The organism is Aequorivita antarctica (assembly GCF_007997155.1).
GTDB classification, from domain to species: Bacteria; Bacteroidota; Bacteroidia; order Flavobacteriales; family Flavobacteriaceae; genus Aequorivita; species Aequorivita antarctica.
The window spans coordinates 76547-101548 of sequence record NZ_VORT01000007.1; the positions used below are offsets into that span (position 1 = coordinate 76547).

A 25002-nucleotide genomic window follows, 5' to 3' on the forward strand; every position below is an offset into this window, starting at 1 on the left:
ATAGGCGATTAGTTTTTTAGGTTTTAGTATCTTTATTGATGATAAAAAGCCTCAAAAATGAACACTTCTTTTTCAGTATTATTTTACCTGAAATCCAGAAAGACGGATAAGGGTTTAAAAGTCCCCATCTACCTACGGTTTACTGTAAATGGTAAACGAAGCGGATTGAGTATTTCCCGGAAAATAGATCCGCAAAAATGGGATGCCCGCGCAAATAAGGCTCGTGGAACCAGCCAAGAATCAAAAGAACTAAATATTTATTTAGACAAAATACGTAGCCGTGTCAATAAGATCCATGAAAAACTGATTGAGGAAAATGAACCCTATACTGCTCAGGATTTAAAGAATCTTTATGCAGGGAAAAAGGAGAAACCAAAAATGCTCGTGGAAGTTTTTGATGCTCATAATAAACAAATGGAAAAGCTTATTGACATTGAATTCGCCCTTGGCACTTTCAAGCGATATTTTACGACCCGGAACCATATTTATGAATATGTAAAGGAAGCTTATGGCAGAGAGGATATTCCCGTGCAGGATGTCAATCTTAAGTTTATTCGCGGATTTGAATATTTTTTAAAGGAGAAAAAGGGTTGCAATCATAATTCGTCCTTAAAGTATGTCAACAATTTCAAAAAAATAATCCGAATGGCCGTAGGCAACGAATGGATTACCAAAGATCCCTTTTACAATTACAAGATTAAGTTTAAAACAGTGGAGCGGGAATTTTTATCAAAGGAGGAACTTAAGACTCTTACGGAGCGTGAAATTAAATGGGAGCGATTGGCCGTGGTGCGAGACATGTTTGTGTTTTGCTGTTATACTGGACTTGCCTATGTGGATATCCAAAAATTAACCCCGGATAATATCGTTCGGGATATAGACGGCAATTTATTCATCCAAGCAAAACGCACAAAAACAAAAACTAAATTAGTCATTCCCCTATTATCTCCTGCCTTGTCTATTTTGAATAAATATGAGGATCACCCCAAAGTGTTGAATGGGGATTGTGTACTACCCGTACTAAGCAACCAAAAATCCAATGCTTATTTAAAAGAAATAGCATTGCTCTGTGGCATCCATAAAAACTTAACCACTCATTTGGCGCGACATACCTTTGCGACCACTGTTACCCTTACTAATGGGGTGCCTCTTGAGACAGTTGGCAAGATGTTGGGACATAAAAACTTACGAACTACCCAACATTATGCGAAAATTATTGATAGAAAAGTAAATGAGGATATGAAAGTATTGAGTGAAAAGTTAGCAAAGGAAGAGAATTTTTCAAGCAAGATGAATAAACAACCCAAGTCACTCCTAAACCCTTATTAATGAATATAATTGTTCACTAAAGAAGTGTCCTTGATATTATACGAAAAAATATATTGTGCGAAATCGGTGATGAATTCAAGTATAAGATGTTTATAGAAGGATGACTACTTAACACTCTCTAAAATATTGATTATTTTAGACTTCCTAAAACAACTTTAGATGGAGAAAAATATCTATATCAAGGCGATGGAAATAGGCTATCATTCAAATGATGGCATTAATTATTTTCTATTAAAAGAACAACTTCAAAAGGCTCTAAACATCAAAATTGAAAAGGTAAGAGAATATACTTTGGTCGTGTGGTTTCTTAAAAATTTCCAAACCTGGGATGTTCCTTACAATGAATCTGATATACGTACAGATAAAATTCTATACGCTATTAAGGAACATACAAAAGGAAATCCTGGCGATTCCAATTCTAACACTATAGAATTTGAGCGCATATTAGCAAAGCCTTTTTATATGAAAGGTGAAACAGTTAAACAATACCTTGACTATTTAGAGCTCAAAGAAGCTCGGGAACAGGCTAAAGATGCACAAGTAGCTTCAACCAAGGCCATAAAGATTGCTTATTGGTCTGTCGGAATCTCAGCTTTTCTGGCCCTTACCTCGATTATACTTACCCTCTATTTTTCCCTAACCGCCCCAAAACCACCGTTTGATGTATATATTAATGAAAAACCGCAGGTTTGGAAAGTACCGGAGATTTATTCACGGGACGCAGAGCATTCCCATTCTCCCGATAATGAAAAAGATTAATATTTGGGTGGGCTCCACTTCTATTAGCTTTAATTAATACTAGATCTACCCCTAGATCATGGTATAAAATAATGTGAAAGCAGATAATAGTAGCCTTTGCCTTGCTTAAATGTAGGGAAAGTGTAGCATTCGAGTAGCACTCGCCCCCCTTGAACCATACATTAACTCCACCTGAACCTACCATTAAGCGAAGTTAACTGTAGCCTTAGGTCACTATGACTGTAGCCCTAGCAGCCAATTTGAAATTTAAACTTTATGAATGTACCAGTTTAGTATTCATGCGAGAGACCCCTATACCAGCAGAGGGGTGTATAGCTATTTTAGGACAAGACATCCCTTCCGCAATTATAGCAATTCATAATGTTTAGTTTTAGTATGGTACTATTAGATAGTACAAAATTTAGATTTTTGATCTCTGACAGCAATTAGATAAAAAAATCAAATATAAAACGAACACAAACCCAACCATTTGGAAGACCATAAGAGTGGGCTTTTAAATTGGGGAGAATACCAAATATAACAATTATCGGGTAACAACGATAAATAATCAATATATCCAAACATAAGACAATGTCGCTAATGAGTATGACTGGATCTTGCAGTGAAAGTTTTGAGATTAAAATTGGGGATGCAAAGCATTGTGGAGGATAGAGGGGAGACGCTAGCGCCAGGGACTTTTGGCTGCAGGATATAGGATAGATAATTGGTAATATACGATTAGGCGAAATAACCATATACTATAAAGTTGTAAAATTGTGGCTAATATATTATATTTGCAACTATAAAGTGGTAATATGTAAAATTCCTAAAATAAAAATGCAAGCAACAGAAGAAGAGGTTAAAATATTTTTACAGGAATTTTTTGCAAAAATAAATGCTAATATAGGTGGAGTTGGCATTATAATAAAAAGAGAGCGTGCAGCCAATCTTCAGACAATTTTAGATTTAGAATTGACAAATATTACTGTCAGACAGCATTTAAAAAAGTTAACGTATAAAGATTTCTACAGAGGACCTACGGAAGATAGCGATGGTGGTCCAGGCTTGTGGGAATTTGGTAAAGAAATAAAAGGCAAAGAAGTCTATATAAAAATTACTATGGGATACATAAACAAGCCCACGATTTGCATCAGTTTTCATTATCCAGTAAGAACAATTAAATACCCATTCAAATGATTTACGAACAAATAGAAAGCCCTTTTTCGACAGGTAAAGCGAATTTGCTAAAGAAAGTGAATGTCTTAAACTTTCGTAAGAATGAATTTGAGATAACTGAACATTTTTATGTTTGTGAAAATACCAACGAGGAATTTACTACTAGTGAATTAGATGAGATAAATATAAATCAAGTCTACAATCAATATAGGGATAAGTTTGGTTTGCCTTTTCCTGATCAAATCAAAAGAATAAGAGAAAGGTATGATGTCTCGGCAGTTAAAATGTCTGAAATTCTAGGACTAGGAGTTAATAGTTATCGTCTTTATGAACAAGGAGAGGTTCCAAGTGTCGGTAATGGAAGATTAATTTTAGCGGCAGAAGACCCTAGGGAATTTAAACGTTTTTTGATTGCTAGTGAAGAATTGATTGATTCTAAAGATTTTCAAAAGATAAATAAAAGAGTGGGTGAGTTAATCATATTGAAAGAGCAAGAGTCAGAACAATTTTATAACTTAAGTATTATGGAATTGTTTGACAAAATAGTTCCAGACCAATATACAGGTTATCGCTTGCCAGATTTTGATAAAATATCAAATATTGTTTTGTTCTTTTCAGAAAGAACCCAAACATGGAAAACTAAATTGAATAAACTTTTATTCTATTGTGATTTTTTGTCATTTAAAAATTACGGATATGGTATTTCTGGATTAGACTATAGAGCTATTAAATTAGGGCCTGTCCCTTCTGAATTTGAAAAATTATATCAATTGATTAGTGAGGGAGAATTTGTCCATAGAGAATATATAGAATTTGAAAGAGGAAATTATGGCTCTTATTTTAAACCTTGTTTGACTTTTAATGCCTCATTATTTGAAGAACATGAAATTGATATAATGAACATTGTGTCAAATAAGTTTAAATATACTAGACCATCTGAAATCGCCGAAATTAGTCATAAAGAAAATGCCTGGAAAGATAATATAAACGAGCAAAATATAATTAGTTATAAAGATTATGCATTTAATCTTCATACTATCTAAAAAATATAATTATGGAAAATAGCAAAAAAAATGAAGGAGGAAATGAAAATGCTCCAGGACAAAACAAAGAGTTCAAAATTTTAGTAAACGCAAGAGAGAAAATTTGGACAGAAAAAAAGATAACTTTTGATGAAGTTGTAATATTAGCTTTTGGAGTTATTTCCTCTGACCCAAATGTTTCTTATACAGTTACCTTTAAGAAAGGTGATAATAATAAGCCTGAGGGAATTATGGTAAAAGGAGATGAAGTAAAAGTTAAAGATGGAATGAGATTCAATGTTACACAAACTAATAGATCATAGTCCAGACCTTAAGAAATTAAGGGACGAAGGATATGAAATTAAACTTGAGAATAATCATATTCTTATAAGTAGCGTTCCATATATTAATTCTAGTAGGCAAATTAAATTAGGAACACTAGTAGCTGTACTTACCATAGCGGGAAATAAATCAGGTAAACCAGATAATCATGTAGCTTACTTTATAGGCGAACAACCATGCAATAAAGATGGCTCGATAATTTCCTCCCTAGTTCATGGCCAAAATAAAACGGTTTTAGCTGGTGAAATTCAGGTTGACAGATCCTTTTCTAATAAACCACAAGGTGGTTATGTAGATTATTATCATAAAATGACTACATACATAAATATTATAAGTGGGCCTGCACAATCTATGGATAACTCCGTAACTCCGAAAACCTTTAGACTGGTGGAGAGTATTGATGATGATTCAGAATTAAAATATCCTGATACAAATTCGAGTAGAGCTGGAATATCTTTTATTACTGATAAATTAAAAGCGCAAAAAGTTGGAATTATTGGTGTAGGTGGAACAGGTTCGTATTTATTAGATTTTATTTCAAAGTGCCCAGTAAAAGAAATAAGAATTTTTGATAACGATGAATTCTTACTTCATAATGCTTTTAGAGCTCCTGGCGCACCTGAAGAAGAATTTCTTAAAGAGACACCAAAGAAAACTCATTATTTTCAAAGGATTTACTCAAGAATGCATAGTAATATAGTTATAAGAGATAAGTATATTATTGAATCCAACTTAAGTGAGTTACAAGATTTAAATTTCGTTTTTATTTGTATTGATAAAGGAAGCATAAAACAAATAATCATTGATTATTTGTCAGCAAATAAGATTAGCTTTATAGATGTTGGAATGGGAATAGAATTGGCGCCAAATAATTCTTTAATAGGAATGATTAGAACAACAACAAGCAAAAATGGCAATATAGACCATATATACCCTAATGGACGTATTTCTCTTGCAGATGGAAATGAAGATGATGAATATGGTCAAAATATTCAAATTGCAGAATTGAATGCACTAAATGCATCTTTAGCCGTAATAAAATGGAAAAAACTATGTGGTTTTTATCATGATGCGGAACAAGAAAAGCATAGTCTTTTTTCAATTGATGATAATACAATATTAAATGATGATTTTGAAACATAAATTTGTTGATAAAATACCTGATATATTAGAGGAAAAAGTTTTATACGTTTCTATGGAATATGAAACTGTAATTCATAAATGTGCTTGCGGATGCGGAAATGAAATTGTGACACCACTTTCGCCTGCAGAATGGAGTATAACATTTAATGGTGAGACCATTTCCCTTGAACCATCGATTGGAAGTTGGAGCTTAGATTGTAAATCACATTATTGGATAACAAACAATAGGGTAAAGTGGTCATATAAATATAGCGTTGAGGCAATAGAAAAAGTCAAGAAATCTGATTTAGAAGCTAAAAAGGATCATTTTGAAAAAACAAATTCTAAACCTAAAGAATTAGAAAACAAAAGAAAGGAAAGAGAATCTTTATGGAAGCATATAAAATCATGGGGGAACAACTTTTTTTCTTCTAAATAAAAATAAATTAAATAAACGCTTAAAATGATTAACTTTACAGAATTTTGGCATAAAAAATTCATTTTAATGAATGGGTGACCATTACGGAAAACCGTAACAGCCTGCTTTTTAACCGGGGAGAATACCAAATATAGAGTTTTTGCTAAATAGTCCCGCTATCTATTTAATTTTTAGAAGATACCTTAAAAACAAAGCCGCTCAAAGCGGCTTATATAAGTTCGGTTTTAAAAATTATGGGGTTGTGGGACGGTTACCTTTTTTAGCAAACTTTATTGTCCGTCTTCTGTTTTTGTTTCTTTTTTGGGTTTGAAAAAATCATAGTTAACACTAAAACTTAACCACGCCTTATCTTTATATGTAAACGTACTTCCTAAATTTCCTAAAGAATGGTCAAAACCAAGAATTATTCCAGGTGACACGCTACCAATTCTAAAACTAATTCCCGCCCCGTAAGTTATACCTGTTCCATTTTCAATAACACTTTCATCAGTTATGCCCGAGTTATTAGCAGAATTGTAATTTAAAGTGGTAACACCAGCAAATATAAATGGCGCAACATAATATGGGTTTTGATTTGATAAACGCCATTTCCACCCAATAAACGGAGCTACATTAAAATCTCCATCGATTAATGATTCTGGAGCATTACCTAATTTTAAGCGATATTTAAATGGTGCAGTTAGTAAACCAGAAAAAACTTGATTTGCAAACTTATAATATTCGGTGTTCGTATTTTTTTCTATAACACTTTCTTCAATCCAGAAATTTTTATCATAATCCTTACTACTAACTGTTGTTCCACTATTTGGATATTGTAGACTTTCGCTTTTGGGAGTTTGGTCTTGAGTTTTACTTGAACCCGGAATTGTAATTAATTGATACTTTTTTCCATCAATTTCTTTAACTGGATGCTGTATTTTCCTAAAATACACTTGGTAATTTATTTTTCTGTAGTCCTCAAAATTTGGAGCTAAGTTTTGGTCAGAGTAAATTAAATAATCAACCCCATCTTTTTTTACCCTAAGCCCTAAAGGGTGATCAATTTTTTCAGATGTTGTTATCTCAGTACTTTCTGCAACAGTTTCTTGCGCATTAACTGTTGAAGAAAAAATAGCTGCTAAAAATATGCTCAAAAAATAAATCGAATTTTTCATAATTGGTTGGTTTTATTTAGTTAGTAAAATATTTAAATTCCGAATATGAAAATATACCACAAAAGGGTATTTAATGTTTGCTAACATATGTGCTATTGTTTTTATCTTACACGGGTGCACAAGTATTTTTATAATTTCAAATATAAATCAATGCTATATTCAACAATTACGGAAAACCGTAGCAGCGAAACTTTTAATCAGGGAGAATACCAAATATAAAGTTTTTTGTTAAATAAAGTCGCTATCTATTTCAATTTTAGAAGATACTCAAAACACAAAGCCGCTCAAGGCGGCTTATATTGGCACGGTCTTTAAAAATTATGGGGTTGTGCAACGGTTTCCGATGTTGCCAGTAATTTTTATCCTTTATCTGATTTTTCAAGTACATCCAATAACATACTTAAATTCCCTTCTTTATCTAATAATCGAACTTTTTTATAATATTCATTTCCTTCTTTAATTTTCTTGCGATAAACTTTTAGAAAATTCCCATAATTAATTAATGCTTCTATGTATTCTGGATTTAATTCTATCGCTTTCTTTAAATGATACTCGACTTTTTGTAATTCACCTTCTGTTGGCTTAGTAACCTTGTAAATGTTCGATAAATTGTTATGTGCTTTGAAACTATCAGGGTTAAATTCTAATATTTTCTCGTATTGCTTTTTAGCACTAGAAGGATTATTAAAATGTTGTCTTAATAATACTCCTAAATTTAGACGTGCTATTTCTGAATTGGGATTTGATTTAACCGCATTTTCGTAAAGTTTTTTCGCTTTTTTATAGTTTTTCTTGTAATGTTCAACCACTTGTCCATAATTATTAAGTATAGCAAAATTAGTTGGGTCAATTTTTAGTCCTTTTTCGTAAAAGTGAATTGCTTGTTCAAATCTTCCTAAATCTCTTGCAGTAGAACCTTTTACAGAATAGTAATATGAACTTTCCTTGTATGTATCTAAATATTTATCGAGCGCAATTTCTCTTTTCTCTAAATCAGAAATTAAGTATGTATACAATAGAGCAACTAATGGTTCTGTATTGACTTCTAAACCAAGGCTGTTAATTATTGGTTCATACTTCTGCTCAATTACATCTGTAGGTGAAAGATGAATAGAATCACAAACTTTTTTAATAAATCCGTCAATATTGAAACTTATATCTTGAAATAATTTCAGCTCTTTGTACAGTTCCGTTGAGTTTATTGGGCTTACATTGGATAATGCAGATTGTAGTTCATTCGTTTTTTCTTCCCAATATTTTACATATTGTAATCTGTCTAAAGGAGAATATATTTTTGTTCCTTCATAAACTAAAGGCAAAACTTTCTTCCAATGATTTTCGTCTTTTAAAAGTTGCAATACTTCGTAAAGACAATTTTTAGATTTTAAATAGAAATCAGAAATAAGTAGAAGAGCAAAATCGCAAGACCTAATTCGATTCATAAAGTCAGGAATACTCTCTGTATAACCTAATTCTTGATTGTCTTTTACAACAGTAATTCCGACCATATCTAAATCAGATGCGATTTTATCAGCAATGTCTTTTGTTTGCCAAGAGTATGAAATAAATAAGGTTTTTTTATCTGTCATTCGATTTTTCTCAAATTACTGGCAACTTCTTTATACCCCTCAACTGCATTGGGATGGTCATTTCAATAGGTTTGGCTATGCGCAAGTTTTAACAACTTTTCTTTCGCCTAGTTTACAAATATAAAACAAACGCAAACCCACCCTTTACGGAAAACCATAAGATTGGGTTTTTAAATTGAGGAGTATACCAAATATAATGATTTTGGTAATTAAAAAATTAAAGTGAAGGGCATTACAAATGCAACTATAAATAGACACGCTTTCCCAAAGCGTCCCAGCGTGGATTTGTCTTTCATTAATTAAGCATAATCTACATCAAATTAGTTCCAAACAAATGAATAATGCGTGAAGCTATTATTCCACTCCAAAAGGTTTGAAAGAAATTCTATTAATTCTATGGACTTCCATTTTTCCAGGAGTCCGGACTACTTTCTTGTGAAGTTACACTGAACTTGATGCTTGGCGAAATGTTTAAATAATCTCTTAAATCCAATAACTTAAACCGCGTGTTATCGGCTGTCTTTCTTTTTCTTGCTTTATTTATCTACAATTTTATCTAGCTTTAAGAGGAAACAAATTCCTGGTTCCTTAGCAATATCTATTTCATTAATTCCTTTTGCAATAGCTCCTACATCACCATAAACTTTCTCGAGTGATTTAAAAATATTATCAGGGGTAGGATTAGCAAAACCTTTGGCAATAAATGGTATCCAACTGACAACTTTACCAAATATATTAATCCATAATTTATCTTTTTCGATTTCTATTTTTCTTTTTAGCTCATAGATTGCTGGCTCTACTTGGCTTTCTGCAATAAATTTTGCTTCAGCTTTTATCTTATTAATATCTTTCTCATCTTTTATTGCAATTTTTAAACTAGATGATAATTTTTGCATTGCCATTCTAAATGGGATTAACTAGTCTTTCAATTTTTCTCTAGCTGTCAATATATCATTTGCATTTAAACTAATAGTTTTAGGCAGATTAATTTTGATACACTCCTCAGCTAAAATCGACGTCAAAACTCTTACAGAATGGGTATTCGATAAATATGGTACAGGCATTTCAGGATTGTCTCCTATCAATATCCAGTCATTTTCATCTGCTAATTTCATTGCGGTTGGTGATGAACGTAATACAAAATCATCTTGAATTTCTGGGTATTTTTCAGTGAATTCTTTAAATAGTTTTTGTTCCGTTGTGTTTCCAGAAACAAAATCTAATAACTCGTCCTGAGTCAGTTCTCCGGAAAGGAGTTTGTGTGAAATGGATTTAACCGATGAATCTAATAGATGTGGATGATAAAACAAAATTTCCCCAAGAAGTTCTTGGTTATTTAAGGCAAACTGATAAAAATTCTTTGTCCGTTCAAGCTCTTCTTTTGATGGTTTACCAATAACATTGATATTAATCGAAGTAGGCAGTCTTTTCAAATATCCTGTAGGGTCTGTTGCCATATCAGAAACAGTCACAAGATGAAGTTCATCAAAAAATAAAGAAAATGTAGCTAATGAAACTTGATTTTCAATATAACAATTTGGGTAATAAACTCCTATATATTTCTTTGGTGTCATATCAATTATGCTTTGTATTTCTTATGGTTACAGATAACTTGTTTATACTCCCAACTTTATTAGTTTTATCTCTACAAGGGAGTTGGCTATGCCCAAGTTATTTAAAAATTTCTTTGTACAGTTTCCAAATGTAAAACAAACATAAACCCACACATTAGGTAAAACAATAAGAGAAGATTTTTAAATCGGGGAGAATACCAAATATAAACTTTTTTGCTAAATTGAACCGCTATCTACTTCATTTTTAGTAGATGCCCAAAAAACAAAGCCGCTCAAAACGGCTTATATTGGTTGGGTTTTTAAAAATTATGGGGTTGAGCCCTTTTTAGCATTGTTTTGCAACTTAATTAAAAATTATTATATCCTTCACGTATCATTTTGCTATCTCCTGCATAATCAAAGCATTTTCCTTTTTTAGAAGTAAAACATTTATCAATAGCAGATTTATATTCCGAGTATGTACTGCTTTTTAGGCATTTGTCTGATATGAACTGATAAACACCCCCTGCACAAACTGAACCTTCACGTGGATATCCAAAAGCGTTTAAGGCAATACCGTAATTTATATTTCCCAGCTGTTCGACTGTAAATTCCTTGCCGTTATAAATCACTTTACCACCATTTTTATTGTATTTTTTAAGGTCAGTGTTTTTTAAGTCGCCTTTTCCGCCTGTCTTGAAATAACCATAGAGAAATTGAATTTGTGTTTCAACATTTCTATAACTATCAAAATCTTTATAATATATAGCAATCACCTTATCAATATTATTATTCTTTGAATATTTTGTAATGTCATTTAATATCATTTCTCTATCAACTTTCCATTTATTTTTTAAATCTTTAAAAGTTGATTTTGTTTTTTTGGCAATCGAATTAAATTCAGAAGTAACATCGGGAATTGCTTCGTCAGAAGCTTCTATTTTTGTTGGAGAAAAAGAAATTAAAATTGTAGCTACTAGTAATAAAAATACTTTTTTCATTTTGTTTGGTTTTTAGGTTGTACAACTTGTTTATATCGGCTATTTTATTTATTACAAAAATTTCGCATTTAGATATTACGCGAAAATTAAGATTACTGAAATTGTTTAGATCAATTATAAAACAAACGCAAACCCACCCATTACGGAAAACCGCAATAGCGAGTATTTTAACTGGGGAGAATACCAAATATAAAGTTTTTTACTAATAGAACCGCTATCTATTTCATTTTTAGAAGATAAAAAAACAAATCCGCTCAGAGCTACTTATATTGTTCCGTTTTAAAAAATTATGGATTTGGCAACGATTTTAAGTTAGTAGCAGATTATTCTTCATTCAGTTTTTTATAGTATTCGTCTTCTGTCAAAAATTCTGCATCCTCAATAAATGTTTCATTCGCAAAATCATATATTCTTTGTCCGTGTATAAATTCGTAGTCTAATTTCCACAATTTAAAATAATCGTCTCTTGTTATATTTTCCTTAGATTCATCTATTCCTAATGGCGGTCGATAAATAACCTTTTCCCCTACAATGTCAGCAAACACAGGAATAGTAAACTCTGAGGGAAATTCGTCCTCGATAACTATCTTTTCTAAGTTTTGATAAATTGTTGCTAATATTTTTTCAAACGTCTCAACTAATGAAAGTTCTTCAATTTTATATATCACTATTTTTGAATTATAGAGCTCGATTTTAAATTCACATATTTCAACGCCACTGTGTTTTTCACTGAAGCTTTTGAAAAAGTTAAAAAATGGTTTAAACAAATATTGGTCAAGTTTAGGATCAACAACTCTGTCTATTACCTTGCCCGTGAGATAGCCTCCAATCGCAGCAAGATATGTTCTCAAATCAATATTTAGTAAAAACTCAACAACTAGTTCATATGCCCCACCACCTCTTCCAACGGGTCTTGGTCTAATGAAATAACTATACTCTTTTGATAAATCAGTTTTGAAGTCTTCAATATGAGTAAAGTCTTCGATTTCAAAGTTTGAAGCAAAAGCGTCATAGCTTATTTTTAATATAGGTTTGTCCATCGTTTGTCTGTCTTTAATTTGCTGCTAATTTATCTATATCCCCAGCTTTATTAGCTTTATCCCATTCATTGGTTTGGCTAACCACAAGTTAATAAAAATTTATCTTTGTGTAGTTTCAAATATAAAACAAACTCAAACCCACCCATTACGAAAAACCGTAACAACGTGCATTTTAACCGAGGAGAATATCAAATATAACTATTTTGGCGGTTTTAAAAGTCATTGAAGAGCATTACAAATGCAACGATAAAGTGACACGCTTTTAAAAAGCGCGCCAGTGGAAGGGATTAAAACAAGCAATATTTTATTCCTGCGTATAATATATAAATTAGTACTTTTAAAATATTAACTTAATTGTATTTAAATTATGGATGTTTTTGCAGATTATATATTATCGTATAAATCATTATACCTTATAGGACTTGGAGTATATTTAACTTTACTCTTGACTTCTATCATTTATAGAATTACCAAACGAAAATGGAAACCAGTCTATGTAGGCATAATTGTTTCTTTAAGTGTTTCTCTTTTTCATTTACAAATGGCTAACCTACCTTGGGATTTTTCAAACATATCAAAAGTAATAATTTTAAGTATTATAATATACGGAGCAGCTTTTGCATTAGCGGCTTCAATTGCTGGCATTGTCAGGACTACTGAAAATCAGGACGAAAGAGATGTTACTTATGGAGATAAAAATTAAATTTCTATTGGGTCGAATTTTAGAGATTTACGGAATAAATTAGTAGTTTCAATCCCTGTAGTTTTTATGACATCCATTAAGTATTCATTATTCTTGACATCATTGCTTGTTTTCATCGCATCCTTAAAGTAATTTTCAAGTAAACTTTTGAAATCAGTATTGAAGTAAACTATATCCCATCCAAAATGCTTGTAGTTTATATCTGAGGCATCAAACATAATTTTAAAAAGTTTAGAATTTGCTAAATAACAATCTGCAACCCAAACATATTTTGGATAAGTCTCTGAGAGTGCATCGGCATGTAGATTATGTTGGTAATCTTTAGATTCAAGTATATATTTTTTTTCTTTATTTGATCTACTCAAATATATATCCCAATTAATATAATCAAGACCGTCAATAATTAAATCCAACCATACATTTATGATTTCAACGTTTTCTCTTGTTGCTTCATACGGTAGTCTTATTCTGTCACTTAAGGGCATAATTGAAACGAATGGTGTTGCTAATAATTTTGTCTTTATTCCCTTTTCACTATCCCACCAAGATGTCGTTAGCTTATTATCTTCTGAATCAAATCGAATTCGCGCAAAAGGCCCAATTTGATCATCGTGGGCATAAAATTGCTGAATGTATTTTGATTTTAGGTTTAGGGGGAGTTTTTGCTTTGATTTTGTAGCTGATTCCCACCAGCTCTTATTTTTATAACTTTCATATTTGGTGTTTTCTTCCAAGGTTTCTGAATAACCAGTTAAAGTTATGGCATGATGATTCTCTTCTTTGCTATTTTTCTTTTTTTTGCCCTCAGGATCAAACTGAAAGCCTAAAATCACGGGTATTCCCATTTTAAGATAAGCATATAGCATAGCCTTAATTTCCTCTGAAGATAGTTTCTTAAGACTGTATATCTCAGGGTCTAAACCAAAAGTCTCTATAACTCTACAAATTTGAAATGGTGTTAATCCTTCTTTGTTTTTCAACTTTCTGTTTGGTGTTCTGACTGAAATTCCTGCCGCATCGGATATTTTTTTTTGATTAGGACGGCTCGTTTCAAATAAATGAGATAGTCGATGAAATGCAACATAAAGTGCAGATGTGGCACATGCACCAACAATTCTATCTTGCTCTACATATATTAGTGTTTTTATAATTTCTTCGTGTCCAAAAAGATTAACCTTGTAATTTTTACGAACAGTGTATTTTCTAAAATAACCATTAACAGGTTTTTTTGTTTGATAAGTTTTGAGTAATGTCGCTCCAATTATTCCATTTGGAATGGGCCTTTTTACGATATGACCTAAATAACCTTTCCAAATCGCTTCTGAATCTTTATTTTTTGATAATAGTAATTCAAAGAATTTTATTTGTTCTTCTTTATTATTTTGAATATTTGCTGATACCTTATGTTGAAAAAAATGTATCCGTTGGCAATGTCTCTTATATGAACTATATGACATAAAATAATGGTCTCTATAATCTTCTAGATATGAGCGGCTAGTATACTTTTCCTCTACCAGGATCATTCCAGCATTCAGTCCTGGACTAGATGATTTATCTCCAGAACCTAAATACTCTAATAAGTATAGAAAATGACGTTTCTTTTTTTCAATATCATCTAAAGTGATAAAGTCGTTTTTAAGAACTCGCTTTAAATTTTCTTTATTAAATTGACATATATAACAATTATCAGTTAAATTGTTCATAAGATTAAGATTATAATATATTTAGAGATACTTAGTTGATTTTGTATTTACAATTAATATAGTATATTTGTCAAGTTTTAAAAACATGTTATATCTAAATAGTTAGTTAATTATAGCAAATCAAGGTATAATTTTTTATTTATGAAAGCGAAATTAAATTTAACTCGAGATTCGAAAGGGCATGTTGTTAGTCTTGAGTATGCAGGTTTGAAAAAGCAAAATACTGTAAATCCTATCTACAAACGTTCTGTTTCTGAAGCTAAGAAGAGGTCTATTTCTTTTTCTATCGTTGAGGAATCTGTTTTGAAGCGTAAATTTTCTGTGTAATATCTTTCCTATAATGACTAAGTCATAAACCAATCCAATTGTGGTAGTTTTCCCTTTGTTAGGTAGTTTCCAAATATAAAACAAACATAAACCCACCCATTACGGAAAACCATAAGAGTGGGCTTTTAAATTGGGGAGAATATCAAAGATACTGATTTGGGTATTGTAGAAATAAAGTGAAGGGCATTACAAATGCAACACCAAATAGGCACGCTTTCCAAAAGCGCGCCAGTGGGTCTCGGCTCATAGTTGTGTGGGTTAGCACAACTTTGCAAGTACACACCAAACTGAAAATCCGTGAAGATTTTCAGAAGTAAGCGAGAACAAGAAATTACTTATAGCCATCTTTGTTGGCAAATGGCTTTCTTTCAAAAACATCTTATTTTTTCTGTTTGACAATTATTTTCATTTATATAAACATTGTAGCTCATTGATGTATTTCGACCATTGGTTATGTAAATTTTATGCCATCCTACTGGCAATATTTTAGTTATTGCCGAATTAGTAGGACAATTAACCGAATTAGGATAATATCTATTTAATGAACCTTGATAACTGTCGTTTATGTACACATTTAGTCTACCGCTGCTCGAGCAAGAATTGTAAATTGATATTTTGCCTTTGTTTTTCCCATAAATGTTGGTTTTCTCAACATAATTATCCCTGTAATGAACTCTATCAACGTACTCCTTTTTTATTTTTGGTGGTAAAGAATGTAAATATTCGATAGAGTCCGATAGAATTTTAATGTCTTTTCTCAATTCGGTAATGTTTTCTTCTTTCGCAGATACGATTAATTCTAAACTATCATTACTTCCGTTTAATTGCTTTTCTAAAGTTTTATATCTTTTAAGTTCGTCGCTGGAATTTTTTAGGTCAATTTTTAAAGCATTCAATAGAGTTCTATCTTCATCTATTTTTATTCCATAAAAAAAGAGACCTGACACAACCAAGGCAATAAAAATGTACCAAAAAAATGGTTGTTCTAATATTCCTTTATTTTTTGTCATTCGCTGTCTGGGTCAAAAAATAGCTTTGATAAACCTATAGGCGCGCTACAAACGAATAGCGTTAATCCAATGGCTAAAACGACTTTTTGAGTTCCTGTGGCATTTCCTAAAATTAAATCCATATTTCCAGTAAATGAGGTAAATAAGTCATATAAAATAGCTAAAAACCATAGGACTTTTGTGCCGACTGGAATCAACTCTTCAGAGGGATTTTTTATGATTGGAATAGTTCTTATAAGAAATCCAGCAAGAAGCAATGCAAATCCTATTGAGACAACCAACTGGATTGTTCCTTCGCCAAAAATCGTGTATGTCCCATATACTGTAGTTACTGTATCCCAAATTGTAACTACTCCGAGTAAAATAATTAGTAATGACCTGTTCATTTGTTTAATATTATGATTAGAACTATAATTATACCTATAATTGTGCAAGCAATAAGAAACAATGAATTGAATTTATACTTTGAAGTCTTTTTCTGACTTTTATGTTTGCTCATCATAAAGTCATACTCCTTTTTTTTATAATCTTTTTCTGCCAATTCATTTTCTTTTTTTACTTCTGATAACTTTTGGCTTATTTCTTTTAGCTTTTCGTTTATGTTAGTTAATTCATTCTTTTTGCTCTCAATTTCATTTAGTTTCCTGTTGCTCTCATTTCTAATTTTTTCATTATCGTTTACTAATTGAGTAATTTCATTTGCGTATTTCTTTTCCAAAGAATTTAATTGCTCAAATTCATTTTTAAGAGTTTTTAATTTTGTTTTGTGTATATCAATCTTATCTTGATAAATACCTTTTAAATCAGTTATAATAAAATGATAAATTATAGACTTGTCAGTTTTAGTTTCTTTTGAAATTAAACTAATCAAAGAATCAAGTCTTTTTTTCATTTTGAATCTATTTATTTTTTTTCTCATCAATGTCGTTAAGCTTGTTGCTAACTTGTTTATATCGGCTACATTACTTCCTTTATATTCTAATATTGGAAAGCTAACCGCCAATTTTATCAAATAAACTACTTTAATTTATTTCAAAAAATTCGCATTCATAAATTAATTGCAATTAATTATTTTTAAACATAAAACAAACTCAAACCAACCCATTACGGAAAACCATAACAGCGTGCATTTTAACCGGGGAGAATACCAAATATAAAGATTTTTACTGAAGGTTTAAGCTATCTATTTTAATTCACCTATGCCCAAAAAAACAAAACCGCTTTAAGCGACTTATATGGATTCGGTTTATTTAAAAATTATGGGGTTGTGCAACGGTTAACTTTGTTGTGAATAGTGCATTTTATCCGTTTGTTCTGTTCATATTACTAATAGTTTGTTAATTATTCTTTTTAGTTTAACCACTTAATTCAACTGATAATCAATTGATTATTATTTTAACAAGATTTTTTTAATACATTTACACCATTATTAATCTTAAAATTTATCATTATGTCAAGTTTTAGAAGACCCTTTATAGGGAATCATAAAAGTAAACGAACAGGAGTCTGTAGGCAAACTATTTTTTGGATTAGGACATGGAAGAGAAAATGTAATGATACTTAATATTCCTAGTTATAAAGACCCTGTATGCGAATAGAATAGACACGCTTTCCACTTCGACTTCGCTCTTTACAGGCGCCAGCGCGCCAGAGGGTATTGCGGTAAGATAATTGAGATCCAAAAAATTAGCTTACAAAGCTATTTTCTTAATCTTTAATGCTAAAATAGTATTGTCAAATCCCGATAGTTATCGGGATAATAAAGAAAAGTATTGTTTTTTTCCTCAGTTCTTTGTCAGCACCAGTTACTTTGCGATATACAATGTGTTACCTTTTTTACTTACTCTTGTTTCAACTTTCTTTTTTGAAAGCAATCTTCTCAAGCTTTCTCTAATTTCTTCAGTTTGGTAATTTGATAAATTTTCAAATCCGCTTTGTCTTGCTCCCCATTTTCTAATTCGTAAAGCAGAAAACGCCCATTGGTTATATTGCTCAAGAAATTTTATTACTAATTCATCAGGGCTATTATCTTCAATTAATCCAATTGGATTTGCAGATAATTTTGATCTTAGTCCATCTATTTGTTTTTGTAAATCAGCTAATTCTTTCGAATTGTTTTGGGCTTGTCCTTTAACAACATTTTCAAGTTCTATCATTCCAATTTTTTTAATCCTAAATCCCAACTTATTCCAAGGCAAGTTGATAATTATTATAGTTAAAACCAGAGCAATAAGTATTGCTGGAAATCCAAACTTTTCAGGGTCAATATATTCTGGGTCACAAAATATTAAGTATACATAAATTCCAATTATGAGTAATGACACTAATATTGCAGGTATTGTAATTATTAACCTTGTAGATTCAGGCAATTCAAAACTCAAATCTTCGTCCAATTCTGTATCTTGAAACGGTATTTTTTCTTTATCGTTCATTTTTTTAATTGGTGCTAACTTGTTTATATGCGTTACTTGATTTTTTTATATACTTATGGGCTTGCAAAGATCCAGTTCTTTAAACTGTCTTTTATCCTGCTTATGGTCAATATCTAGTTTAAATATAAAACAAACTCAAACCCACCCATTACGGAAAACCGTAACGTGAGCATTTTAAATGGCCCACCTACGCATAAAGCTTCGGTGGCCAAAGGGGGAGAATACCAAATATAAAGTTTTTTGCTAAATAGAACCGCTATCTATTTAGTTTTTAAAAGTTACCGCAAAAAACCCATTAAAGCGGCTTATATCGGTTCAGTTTTTATAAAATTATGGGGTTCTGCAACGGTTATCGGTGATGCCAATAGTTTTTATTGTATTTGGTCAATTATATTTTGAAAGCGATTTTCTATATTTTTATTCAAATTAGAAGTCATTATATCCCTATCTCTTTTTCCTAATTTGTGGACAATAGGTAATATATCTTGAGAAGTATTTTCCAAAATCTCCAAACTTAAATTTGCTCCGCTATTACTATAAAAAACTTTTCTTGTATGACTATATCTTCCGAAACTTTTTTCTCCAATGTAACACTCTACTAACCATCTGACAATATTTGTTAAAGTAGGTTCTTTTACATAATCCAATCCACCAATTTCTTTTAAATTTCTCAATAACTCTCCGTGTTGATTGTTTGATTGAAAAGAATACCCAGTGGCTTTCATTTTATGGTAATAACTTTTATACAAATCAGCTAAAAGAGTTATTTTAAAATATGGAAGAATTCCAGCTGCGTGTGCAGCTCTTGCTTCTTTTAGCTTTGGGGTGTTTCTTCCTAGTTTGTCATTAAATTCGTTGGCTAAATCCAGTATGACTTGATTATTTGTGTCATTTTTAATTGCGCTGATAGAATTGTAACAATTTTGTCTAATAATTTCAGGATGGTCTTCATTTAATATTGAGTAAAATAGAAATTTATAAATCTCTAGTTGTCGTTGTTTAGGTGCTGATTTATAATCAGCTAATACAGCATCACTTATTTGAGCAGGTTCTGGTTGTTCAACAATGTCTTTAAAATCAGTAATTTTTATTAAATGAATAGGGTCTTTTGATAAGACAACATCAATTGTAGTTTTAAAGACATAAACACAGTCCTCAATTCCAGCTTCATATTCATCATCTTCGTGCTCTAAATCTTTTCGTATATCATAAACTCTTAATAATTTTCGATATTCTGGTCTTGTTAAAAGTCCCATTCGATAGGATAAGTCAAGAACTCGCGATGCAGAAAGTGATTCAACATCTTCTTGTTTTGATATAGAAGGTAACTTATGTAGTTTAGCAGCTTCGCCAGCAATATCAAGTCCGGCAATTATTATTTTTTCCCGAAGGTCATAGATTGATGCATTAAATATTCTTTGACACGCACTACTTGGGTCAACTCGTAACAAATTTTGAACGCGTTGTATTAAGTTTTTGGCTTGCCAATGTGGTCTTATTTGTAGTAATAATGCATTTGCACCTGAAGCTTCTATTAATTCTTCGTTTGCAGATGTAATAAGTCCATCGTTTTCTTGTTCTGCCATAGTTTATTTAAATTATTGCCAACTTGTGTATGTACAATCTGTGAATTTAGTATGTACAGCCCATATGCGCAACTTTTTTATAATATCAAATATAAGTCAATGCAGTAATACTCAATTACGGGAAACCGTAAAGACAAGCATTTTTAATCGGGGAGAAGTCCAAATATACAATTTTATTTTATACAATTCTTTTGATATCTAATTTGTAGTATGCTAATAAACAATTTATTATATTTGAATATTCTCCCCAATTTTTAAAATTTAAACAATGAAAAAAAGTAAAATTTTATTTCTCGGTGGATTGCTATTTTTATTTCTTACGTCATTTTCTCTAGATGTTTCCGAGGTCTACATCTGCAAAGGACCCCAAAGCAAGAAATATCATTATAAAAAGGATTGTAGAGGTCTAAAAAATTGTTCAACTGATATTTATTCAGTTCCGTTGAGTGATGCTAAAAATTTAGGGCGTTCGCTCTGTGGGTGGGAAGATTAACTTAAGAAGGTGTATTAAATTATTAGTAGAATGAATAACTACAATAAATACTATCTAGACAATTTAAATTTTCATTATTGCTTTCTGTAATAGTTGGAATTATTGTTTTCTTTTCGTGGTTTTTCAGAGTAATTGAGTTTTAATTATGAATAGTAATTTTTCAATAATTGATTTTAATAAACTTAATCAACACGAACAGTATGATCTTGTTTTCTCAAAAGGTGATTTTGTGAATTATTATTTAAAAGGTGAAGTACGTTATGCTCTTTACTCACTATGCAAGTCTTTTGTTGAAGTAGAATTTAATGTTTCTAGGAATAGAATTTTAAATTTAAGAGCTTTCGAAGAAGGTCTTTTATTAGATAAATATTGGATTACTACAGACTTAAACTAAAATATTATTTACTTGCTTTTTTGGATAAGATTGCTTTGTTTTTTTCTACTTCTTTAAAAAAATCCTCAGATGATATTTTATAATATTTACAAAGTTCATAGATAATACTTACACTACTGTTTATTTGAGCGGTTTCTAATCTGCCAATATGAAATGATTGTTGCTTTATAAATATAGATACTTCATCATTAACTTCTTCCTGAGTCTTGCCCGTTGCGCTTCTTAATTGTTTTAAAGTTAAAGCAATAGCTTCAAGTAAAATGATATTTTTAAAATGTTTCATTTTTCAAAATGACATAGAAAATTTATTGAGCACAATGACATATTTGTAATAATTTTTATATATTTGTTTTAGATTATTAAATTTGCGATTCTTCTAAGAGCAAAATATTAGAAGCTTTCGCTTTGAATCTCGGACAGAAAACTGGTAATTTTTTACACACGAGAGGATAAGCAGATTGCTCACGACCCGGGCGTGGGCTCTCTTATTCGTGTGTGGGTATACCAGTACCTCTGTTCGGTAAGTTGAGTTCCGCGCCCTTTTGTATGGGGCTTGGTCGGTTTTTTCTTCTCAACTTTCTTTTAAAGCATCAGTTTTAGTTTTGTTTATGAAATTTTGCAATTGTATGTAGTATTGAGTATTGAGTAGTTAGTATTGAGAGTCTATCATTCATAATGAGGTCTCGACTGCGCTCAGGACAGGCTAGCTTGACCTGACATTCATTACTTAGTGCTTAAAGCTTACGGCCTAATGCCTACAGCTTTAAACAAAAAATGACCCGCTCCTAGTTTTCGACGACCGTTGGAGCAGGCCAGTAGTTAAAATAGTATAAACTTAACTGATGCGAAATTATGAAAAATAAGTACAGGGGCTACTATGTCCTACCCTTATCTTTTGCTCTATTCTGGGCACTAAGTACTCCCCTAACCTCACAAAATGGCTCCCCTCCTCTGTCGGGCATTGTTAGCGATGCCAAAGGACCGCTTGGGGGCGTAAATATTATTGTAAAAAACAGCGCCCGTGGCACCCAAAGCGATCTAGATGGGCATTATGAAATAGCTGCCCAAAGGTCGGATACTGTTGTGTTTAGCTATCTCGGTTATAAGACGCAAGAAATTGCAGTTGGTCGTGGCAGTATACTGAACATTACTATGCAGCCTGACGCTACTGCATTGGACGCGGTGGTTATTAATGCGGGCTACTATAAAGTTTCCGATAAGGAAAAGACGGGGAGTATTTCGCGGATAACCGCCAAGGAAATTGAGAACCAACCCGTACAAAATCCGCTTGCAGCCATGCAGGGACGCATGCCCGGTATACACATTACCCAAAACAGTGGTGTGCCAGGGAGCGGCTTTGAGGTACGCATCCGTGGAAAAAACAGTATTGCCGCTGGGAATAACCCACTGTATGTGGTGGATGGCGTACCATATACTATTAATACCCTAGGGGCAACCACCGTGGCGAGTTCTATTATTGCGCTTTCTGACATTAACCCCTTGAACAGCCTTGACCCAAACAATATTGAGAGCATTGAGGTATTAAAAGATGCAGATGCTACGGCCATCTATGGTTCCCGTGGTGCCAATGGAGTGGTACTTATCACTACCAAAAGTGGCAAGAATGGGGACACCAAGCTTACGGTAAGAGCGCTTAGCGGACTTGCAAGCATTACCCGAAAACTGGATTTACTGAATACCGAACAATACTTGGCGATGCGCAGGGAAGCCTTTGCCAATGACGGCTATACGGAATACCCCGTGACCGCATACGATCTAAACGGTACTTGGCAAACAAACCGATATACGGATTGGCAGGAAGAACTTATTGGGGGCACTGCCTATACCAATAATGTTCAGGCGACCCTAACTGGAGGAAATGCGCAGACCTCTTTTTTGTTATCGGGTGGGTACTACAAAGAAACAACTGTTTTTCCAGGAGACTTTAAATATGGGAAGGGGACCGTACACGCTAAGATGGACCATAGCTCCCCTAACGAAAAACTCAAGGTATCCTTTTCTGCAAACTATGCAGCTGACAAGAACGAGCTGCCCGGTGCGGACCTTTCTTTACAAGCAAAAAACCTTCCGCCCAATGCTCCCGCATTATACGATAGTGAGGGTAATTTAAATTGGGAAAATGGAACTTGGGAGAATCCCCTGGCTATACTTAATGGGGAGTACACCAATAGCACGAACAGCTTGATCGCAAATACGGTACTATCCTACAAACTCTTTGAAAGGCTACAATTACAGACCAGTTTGGGCTATACCGACAACCGCTTAGAGGAAGACAGGACTAGCCCCAATACCATCTATAATCCCGATTGGGGATTGGACAGTGGTTTCTCCAGTATATACCTCAACAGTGCACACCGTAGTTCTTGGATAGTGGAACCTCAGATAAATTGGGAGCAACCACTTGGGCAGGGTCTTTTGAAAATCCTTGCTGGGGCTACCTTTCAGCAACAAACTGCGGATATACTTACCAAATTTGGGTCGGGCTTTCCCAGCAATAACCTCATCCATAATCTTGGAGCAGCCTCCTATATTCTTGCGTTCGCGGATAGGCATACCGATTATCGATATGAAGCTATATATGGTAGAGTAAATTATAATTGGAAAGAAAAATATATCCTGAACTTAACTGGAAGGCATGATGGTTCCAGCCGCTTTGGACCCGACAATCGCTTTGCGAATTTTGCAGCCGTAGGTGTAGCGTGGTTGTATTCAGATGAACCTTTTGTAAAAAACAACTTGCCTTTTTTAAGCTTTGGAAAGCTACGCGGAAGCTATGGAAGCAGCGGCAACGACCAAATTGGTGATTATGGTTATTTGGATACCTATAGCACTACCGGTGTTCCCTATAATGGAAATATTGGGATATCGCCCACCCAACTCTACAACCCCAATTATGGCTGGGAGATAAACGAGAAATTCGAGATAGGGCTTGAAACTGCCTTTTTTAAAAACAGACTACAGCTCAATGCAAATTATTATGACAACCGCTCCTCGAACCAACTAACGGGAATCCCACTTCCCGGCACAACAGGCTTTGGGAATATACAGGCAAATCTCAACGCTACGGTCCAAAATTACGGATGGGAATTCTCCCTGGTTTCCAACAATTTAAATTCAGAGGTATTCAAATGGACAACTTCGTTTAATATAAGTCTTCCGAAAAACAAACTTTTGGAGTTTCCTAATTTGGAACAATCCACATACCGAAACAGTTATGTTATTGGAGAGCCCATCACTATCAGGAAGGTGTACCATGTACTTGGCGTAAACCCTGAAACGGGAATCTTTGAGTTTGAGGACTATAATAACGATGGGGTTATTTCTGCGCCCGATGACAAACAGATGGTAGTAGATATGGCTCCAAAATATTATGGTGGACTTGAAAATGTACTTAGCTACAAGAACCTTAGGCTGGATATTTTCTTTCAGTTCAACAAACAAAAGGCATCAAACAACTTTTTTTATGGTAATACGCCAGGGACTATGGCCAACCAGACCACCGAAGTACTGGACCGATGGCAACAACCCGGGGACGAGGCCACAATGCAAATGTTCACCTCTGGGGACAATCCCGAAGCCGTACTGGCATTTTCACACTATGGAGAAAGTGATGGAAGTATCAGCGATGCCCCCTTTGTTCGGCTGAAGAATGTGGCCCTGACCTATACCCTTCCAGAATCGGTATTAAAAGGCATGGACTGCCGTGTTTACATGCAGGGACAGAATGTATTTACCATAACTAAATTTAATGGCGGTGACCCTGAACGGGTAAGCGGTTTCCTGCCCCCATTGCGCCAAGTGGCCATGGGCGTGGAGCTTTCCCTATAA

General features: G+C 32.9%; 24 protein-coding genes. 11 read left to right on the top strand and 13 right to left on the bottom strand.

The window, feature by feature from the left end:
* Nucleotides 1-57: 57 nt before the first annotated feature.
* The 7 genes from ESU54_RS10815 to ESU54_RS10845 all read left to right on the top strand — a co-directional run bounded on the left by ESU54_RS10815 (nt 58) and on the right by ESU54_RS10845 (nt 6168).
* Nucleotides 58-1329 (top strand): site-specific integrase, encoded by a 1272-nt coding sequence (locus ESU54_RS10815; RefSeq protein WP_111844386.1) that lies wholly within the window; start codon nt 58-60, stop codon nt 1327-1329.
* 159 nt (nt 1330-1488) lie between these two features.
* Complete coding sequence (locus tag ESU54_RS10820) at nt 1489-2088, top strand: hypothetical protein (RefSeq protein WP_111844385.1); 600 nt, start codon at nt 1489-1491, stop codon at nt 2086-2088.
* Nucleotides 2089-2904: 816 nt separating this feature from the next.
* Nucleotides 2905-3264 carry a type II toxin-antitoxin system MqsR family toxin gene (locus tag ESU54_RS10825; protein ID WP_111844384.1) on the top strand — a complete coding sequence of 120 codons (360 nt, stop codon included), beginning with the start codon at nt 2905-2907 and terminating at the stop codon, nt 3262-3264.
* Nucleotides 3261-4286, top strand: a complete 1026-nt coding sequence (locus tag ESU54_RS10830; protein WP_111844383.1) for a type II toxin-antitoxin system antitoxin SocA domain-containing protein — start codon at nt 3261-3263, stop codon at nt 4284-4286. Before ESU54_RS10825 ends, ESU54_RS10830 begins: the two co-directional genes overlap by 4 nt.
* A gap of 11 nt (nt 4287-4297) precedes the next feature.
* The gene (locus ESU54_RS10835; RefSeq protein ID WP_111844382.1) at nt 4298-4588 is read left to right on the top strand and encodes a multiubiquitin domain-containing protein; all 291 of its coding nucleotides are present in this window, start codon (nt 4298-4300) and stop codon (nt 4586-4588) included.
* Nucleotides 4563-5750: a ThiF family adenylyltransferase gene (locus ESU54_RS10840; protein WP_111844381.1), complete on the top strand. Its 1188-nt coding sequence runs from the start codon at nt 4563-4565 to the stop codon at nt 5748-5750. The genes ESU54_RS10835 and ESU54_RS10840 overlap by 26 nt, the downstream gene beginning before the upstream one ends.
* On the top strand, nt 5740-6168 hold the full coding sequence (locus ESU54_RS10845; protein WP_394348870.1) for a DUF6527 family protein: 429 nt from the start codon (nt 5740-5742) through the stop codon (nt 6166-6168). Before ESU54_RS10840 ends, ESU54_RS10845 begins: the two co-directional genes overlap by 11 nt.
* A gap of 269 nt (nt 6169-6437) precedes the next feature.
* Here ESU54_RS10845 and ESU54_RS10850 read toward each other — a convergent pair whose 3' ends face one another.
* The 6 genes from ESU54_RS10850 to ESU54_RS10875 form a co-directional block, all read right to left on the bottom strand.
* A complete protein-coding gene (locus ESU54_RS10850) occupies nt 6438-7322 on the bottom strand; it encodes a hypothetical protein (protein ID WP_111844379.1) in 885 nt (294 codons plus the stop codon).
* Between the two features lie 359 nt (nt 7323-7681).
* Nucleotides 7682-8911 carry a toll/interleukin-1 receptor domain-containing protein gene (locus ESU54_RS10855; protein WP_111844378.1) on the bottom strand — a complete coding sequence of 410 codons (1230 nt, stop codon included), beginning with the start codon at nt 8909-8911 and terminating at the stop codon, nt 7682-7684.
* 536 nt (nt 8912-9447) lie between these two features.
* Entirely contained in the window at nt 9448-9813 is a 366-nt protein-coding gene (locus ESU54_RS10860) for a hypothetical protein (RefSeq protein WP_111844377.1), read from the bottom strand.
* Nucleotides 9814-9828: 15 nt separating this feature from the next.
* Nucleotides 9829-10485: a hypothetical protein gene (locus tag ESU54_RS10865; RefSeq protein ID WP_111844376.1), complete on the bottom strand. Its 657-nt coding sequence runs from the start codon at nt 10483-10485 to the stop codon at nt 9829-9831.
* A gap of 347 nt (nt 10486-10832) precedes the next feature.
* On the bottom strand, nt 10833-11465 hold the full coding sequence (locus ESU54_RS10870; RefSeq protein ID WP_111844375.1) for a polymorphic toxin type 44 domain-containing protein: 633 nt from the start codon (nt 11463-11465) through the stop codon (nt 10833-10835).
* Between the two features lie 323 nt (nt 11466-11788).
* On the bottom strand, nt 11789-12505 hold the full coding sequence (locus ESU54_RS10875) for a hypothetical protein (RefSeq protein WP_111844374.1): 717 nt from the start codon (nt 12503-12505) through the stop codon (nt 11789-11791).
* Between the two features lie 367 nt (nt 12506-12872).
* On the opposite strand from ESU54_RS10875, the gene ESU54_RS10880 reads away from it, so the two are divergent.
* Entirely contained in the window at nt 12873-13208 is a 336-nt protein-coding gene (locus ESU54_RS10880) for a hypothetical protein (protein ID WP_111844373.1), read from the top strand.
* Here the strand turns inward: ESU54_RS10880 and ESU54_RS10885 are convergent.
* The gene (locus ESU54_RS10885) at nt 13205-14911 is read right to left on the bottom strand and encodes a hypothetical protein (RefSeq protein WP_111844372.1); all 1707 of its coding nucleotides are present in this window, start codon (nt 14909-14911) and stop codon (nt 13205-13207) included. The genes ESU54_RS10880 and ESU54_RS10885 overlap by 4 nt on opposite strands.
* Before the next feature lie 141 nt (nt 14912-15052).
* Here ESU54_RS10885 and ESU54_RS10890 point away from each other — a divergent pair, with 141 nt between their 5' ends.
* Nucleotides 15053-15238 carry a hypothetical protein gene (locus tag ESU54_RS10890; RefSeq protein WP_111844371.1) on the top strand — a complete coding sequence of 62 codons (186 nt, stop codon included), beginning with the start codon at nt 15053-15055 and terminating at the stop codon, nt 15236-15238.
* Between the two features lie 368 nt (nt 15239-15606).
* Here ESU54_RS10890 and ESU54_RS10895 read toward each other — a convergent pair whose 3' ends face one another.
* From ESU54_RS10895 to ESU54_RS10915, 5 genes are all read right to left on the bottom strand, one after another.
* On the bottom strand, nt 15607-16248 hold the full coding sequence (locus tag ESU54_RS10895; protein WP_111844370.1) for a hypothetical protein: 642 nt from the start codon (nt 16246-16248) through the stop codon (nt 15607-15609).
* Nucleotides 16245-16634 (bottom strand): hypothetical protein, encoded by a 390-nt coding sequence (locus tag ESU54_RS10900; protein ID WP_111844369.1) that lies wholly within the window; start codon nt 16632-16634, stop codon nt 16245-16247. Before ESU54_RS10900 ends, ESU54_RS10895 begins: the two co-directional genes overlap by 4 nt.
* Nucleotides 16631-17260 carry a V-type ATP synthase subunit I domain-containing protein gene (locus ESU54_RS10905; RefSeq protein WP_111844368.1) on the bottom strand — a complete coding sequence of 210 codons (630 nt, stop codon included), beginning with the start codon at nt 17258-17260 and terminating at the stop codon, nt 16631-16633. Before ESU54_RS10905 ends, ESU54_RS10900 begins: the two co-directional genes overlap by 4 nt.
* A 793-nt stretch (nt 17261-18053) precedes the next feature.
* Entirely contained in the window at nt 18054-18680 is a 627-nt protein-coding gene (locus ESU54_RS10910) for a hypothetical protein (protein ID WP_111844367.1), read from the bottom strand.
* Between the two features lie 371 nt (nt 18681-19051).
* Nucleotides 19052-20266, bottom strand: a complete 1215-nt coding sequence (locus tag ESU54_RS10915) for a hypothetical protein (protein WP_111844366.1) — start codon at nt 20264-20266, stop codon at nt 19052-19054.
* 638 nt (nt 20267-20904) lie between these two features.
* Between ESU54_RS10915 and ESU54_RS10925 the strand changes: the two genes are divergently transcribed.
* Complete coding sequence (locus ESU54_RS10925; protein ID WP_111844364.1) at nt 20905-21153, top strand: hypothetical protein; 249 nt, start codon at nt 20905-20907, stop codon at nt 21151-21153.
* Between the two features lie 4 nt (nt 21154-21157).
* Here the strand turns inward: ESU54_RS10925 and ESU54_RS10930 are convergent, their stop codons facing one another.
* Nucleotides 21158-21436 carry a helix-turn-helix transcriptional regulator gene (locus ESU54_RS10930; protein WP_111844363.1) on the bottom strand — a complete coding sequence of 93 codons (279 nt, stop codon included), beginning with the start codon at nt 21434-21436 and terminating at the stop codon, nt 21158-21160.
* 569 nt (nt 21437-22005) lie between these two features.
* Here ESU54_RS10930 and ESU54_RS10935 point away from each other — a divergent pair.
* On the top strand, nt 22006-25002 hold the full coding sequence (locus tag ESU54_RS10935; protein WP_111844362.1) for a SusC/RagA family TonB-linked outer membrane protein: 2997 nt from the start codon (nt 22006-22008) through the stop codon (nt 25000-25002).

What these genes read in the sequence shown, in the direction of transcription:
- ESU54_RS10815 (WP_111844386.1), top strand. Translation starts at nt 58, where the DNA reads ATGAACACTTCTTTTTCAGTATTATTTTACCTGAAATCCAGAAAGACG.
- ESU54_RS10820 (WP_111844385.1), top strand. Translation starts at nt 1,489, where the DNA reads ATGGAGAAAAATATCTATATCAAGGCGATGGAAATAGGCTATCATTCA.
- ESU54_RS10825 (WP_111844384.1), top strand. Translation starts at nt 2,905, where the DNA reads ATGCAAGCAACAGAAGAAGAGGTTAAAATATTTTTACAGGAATTTTTT.
- ESU54_RS10830 (WP_111844383.1), top strand. Translation starts at nt 3,261, where the DNA reads ATGATTTACGAACAAATAGAAAGCCCTTTTTCGACAGGTAAAGCGAAT.
- ESU54_RS10835 (WP_111844382.1), top strand. Translation starts at nt 4,298, where the DNA reads ATGGAAAATAGCAAAAAAAATGAAGGAGGAAATGAAAATGCTCCAGGA.
- ESU54_RS10840 (WP_111844381.1), top strand. Translation starts at nt 4,563, where the DNA reads ATGTTACACAAACTAATAGATCATAGTCCAGACCTTAAGAAATTAAGG.
- ESU54_RS10850 (WP_111844379.1), bottom strand. Translation starts at nt 7,322, where the DNA reads ATGAAAAATTCGATTTATTTTTTGAGCATATTTTTAGCAGCTATTTTT.
- ESU54_RS10855 (WP_111844378.1), bottom strand. Translation starts at nt 8,911, where the DNA reads ATGACAGATAAAAAAACCTTATTTATTTCATACTCTTGGCAAACAAAA.
- ESU54_RS10860 (WP_111844377.1), bottom strand. Translation starts at nt 9,813, where the DNA reads ATGGCAATGCAAAAATTATCATCTAGTTTAAAAATTGCAATAAAAGAT.
- ESU54_RS10865 (WP_111844376.1), bottom strand. Translation starts at nt 10,485, where the DNA reads ATGACACCAAAGAAATATATAGGAGTTTATTACCCAAATTGTTATATT.
- ESU54_RS10870 (WP_111844375.1), bottom strand. Translation starts at nt 11,465, where the DNA reads ATGAAAAAAGTATTTTTATTACTAGTAGCTACAATTTTAATTTCTTTT.
- ESU54_RS10875 (WP_111844374.1), bottom strand. Translation starts at nt 12,505, where the DNA reads ATGGACAAACCTATATTAAAAATAAGCTATGACGCTTTTGCTTCAAAC.
- ESU54_RS10880 (WP_111844373.1), top strand. Translation starts at nt 12,873, where the DNA reads ATGGATGTTTTTGCAGATTATATATTATCGTATAAATCATTATACCTT.
- ESU54_RS10885 (WP_111844372.1), bottom strand. Translation starts at nt 14,911, where the DNA reads ATGAACAATTTAACTGATAATTGTTATATATGTCAATTTAATAAAGAA.
- ESU54_RS10890 (WP_111844371.1), top strand. Translation starts at nt 15,053, where the DNA reads ATGAAAGCGAAATTAAATTTAACTCGAGATTCGAAAGGGCATGTTGTT.
- ESU54_RS10895 (WP_111844370.1), bottom strand. Translation starts at nt 16,248, where the DNA reads ATGACAAAAAATAAAGGAATATTAGAACAACCATTTTTTTGGTACATT.
- ESU54_RS10900 (WP_111844369.1), bottom strand. Translation starts at nt 16,634, where the DNA reads ATGAACAGGTCATTACTAATTATTTTACTCGGAGTAGTTACAATTTGG.
- ESU54_RS10910 (WP_111844367.1), bottom strand. Translation starts at nt 18,680, where the DNA reads ATGAACGATAAAGAAAAAATACCGTTTCAAGATACAGAATTGGACGAA.
- ESU54_RS10915 (WP_111844366.1), bottom strand. Translation starts at nt 20,266, where the DNA reads ATGGCAGAACAAGAAAACGATGGACTTATTACATCTGCAAACGAAGAA.
- ESU54_RS10925 (WP_111844364.1), top strand. Translation starts at nt 20,905, where the DNA reads ATGAATAGTAATTTTTCAATAATTGATTTTAATAAACTTAATCAACAC.
- ESU54_RS10930 (WP_111844363.1), bottom strand. Translation starts at nt 21,436, where the DNA reads ATGAAACATTTTAAAAATATCATTTTACTTGAAGCTATTGCTTTAACT.
- ESU54_RS10935 (WP_111844362.1), top strand. Translation starts at nt 22,006, where the DNA reads ATGAAAAATAAGTACAGGGGCTACTATGTCCTACCCTTATCTTTTGCT.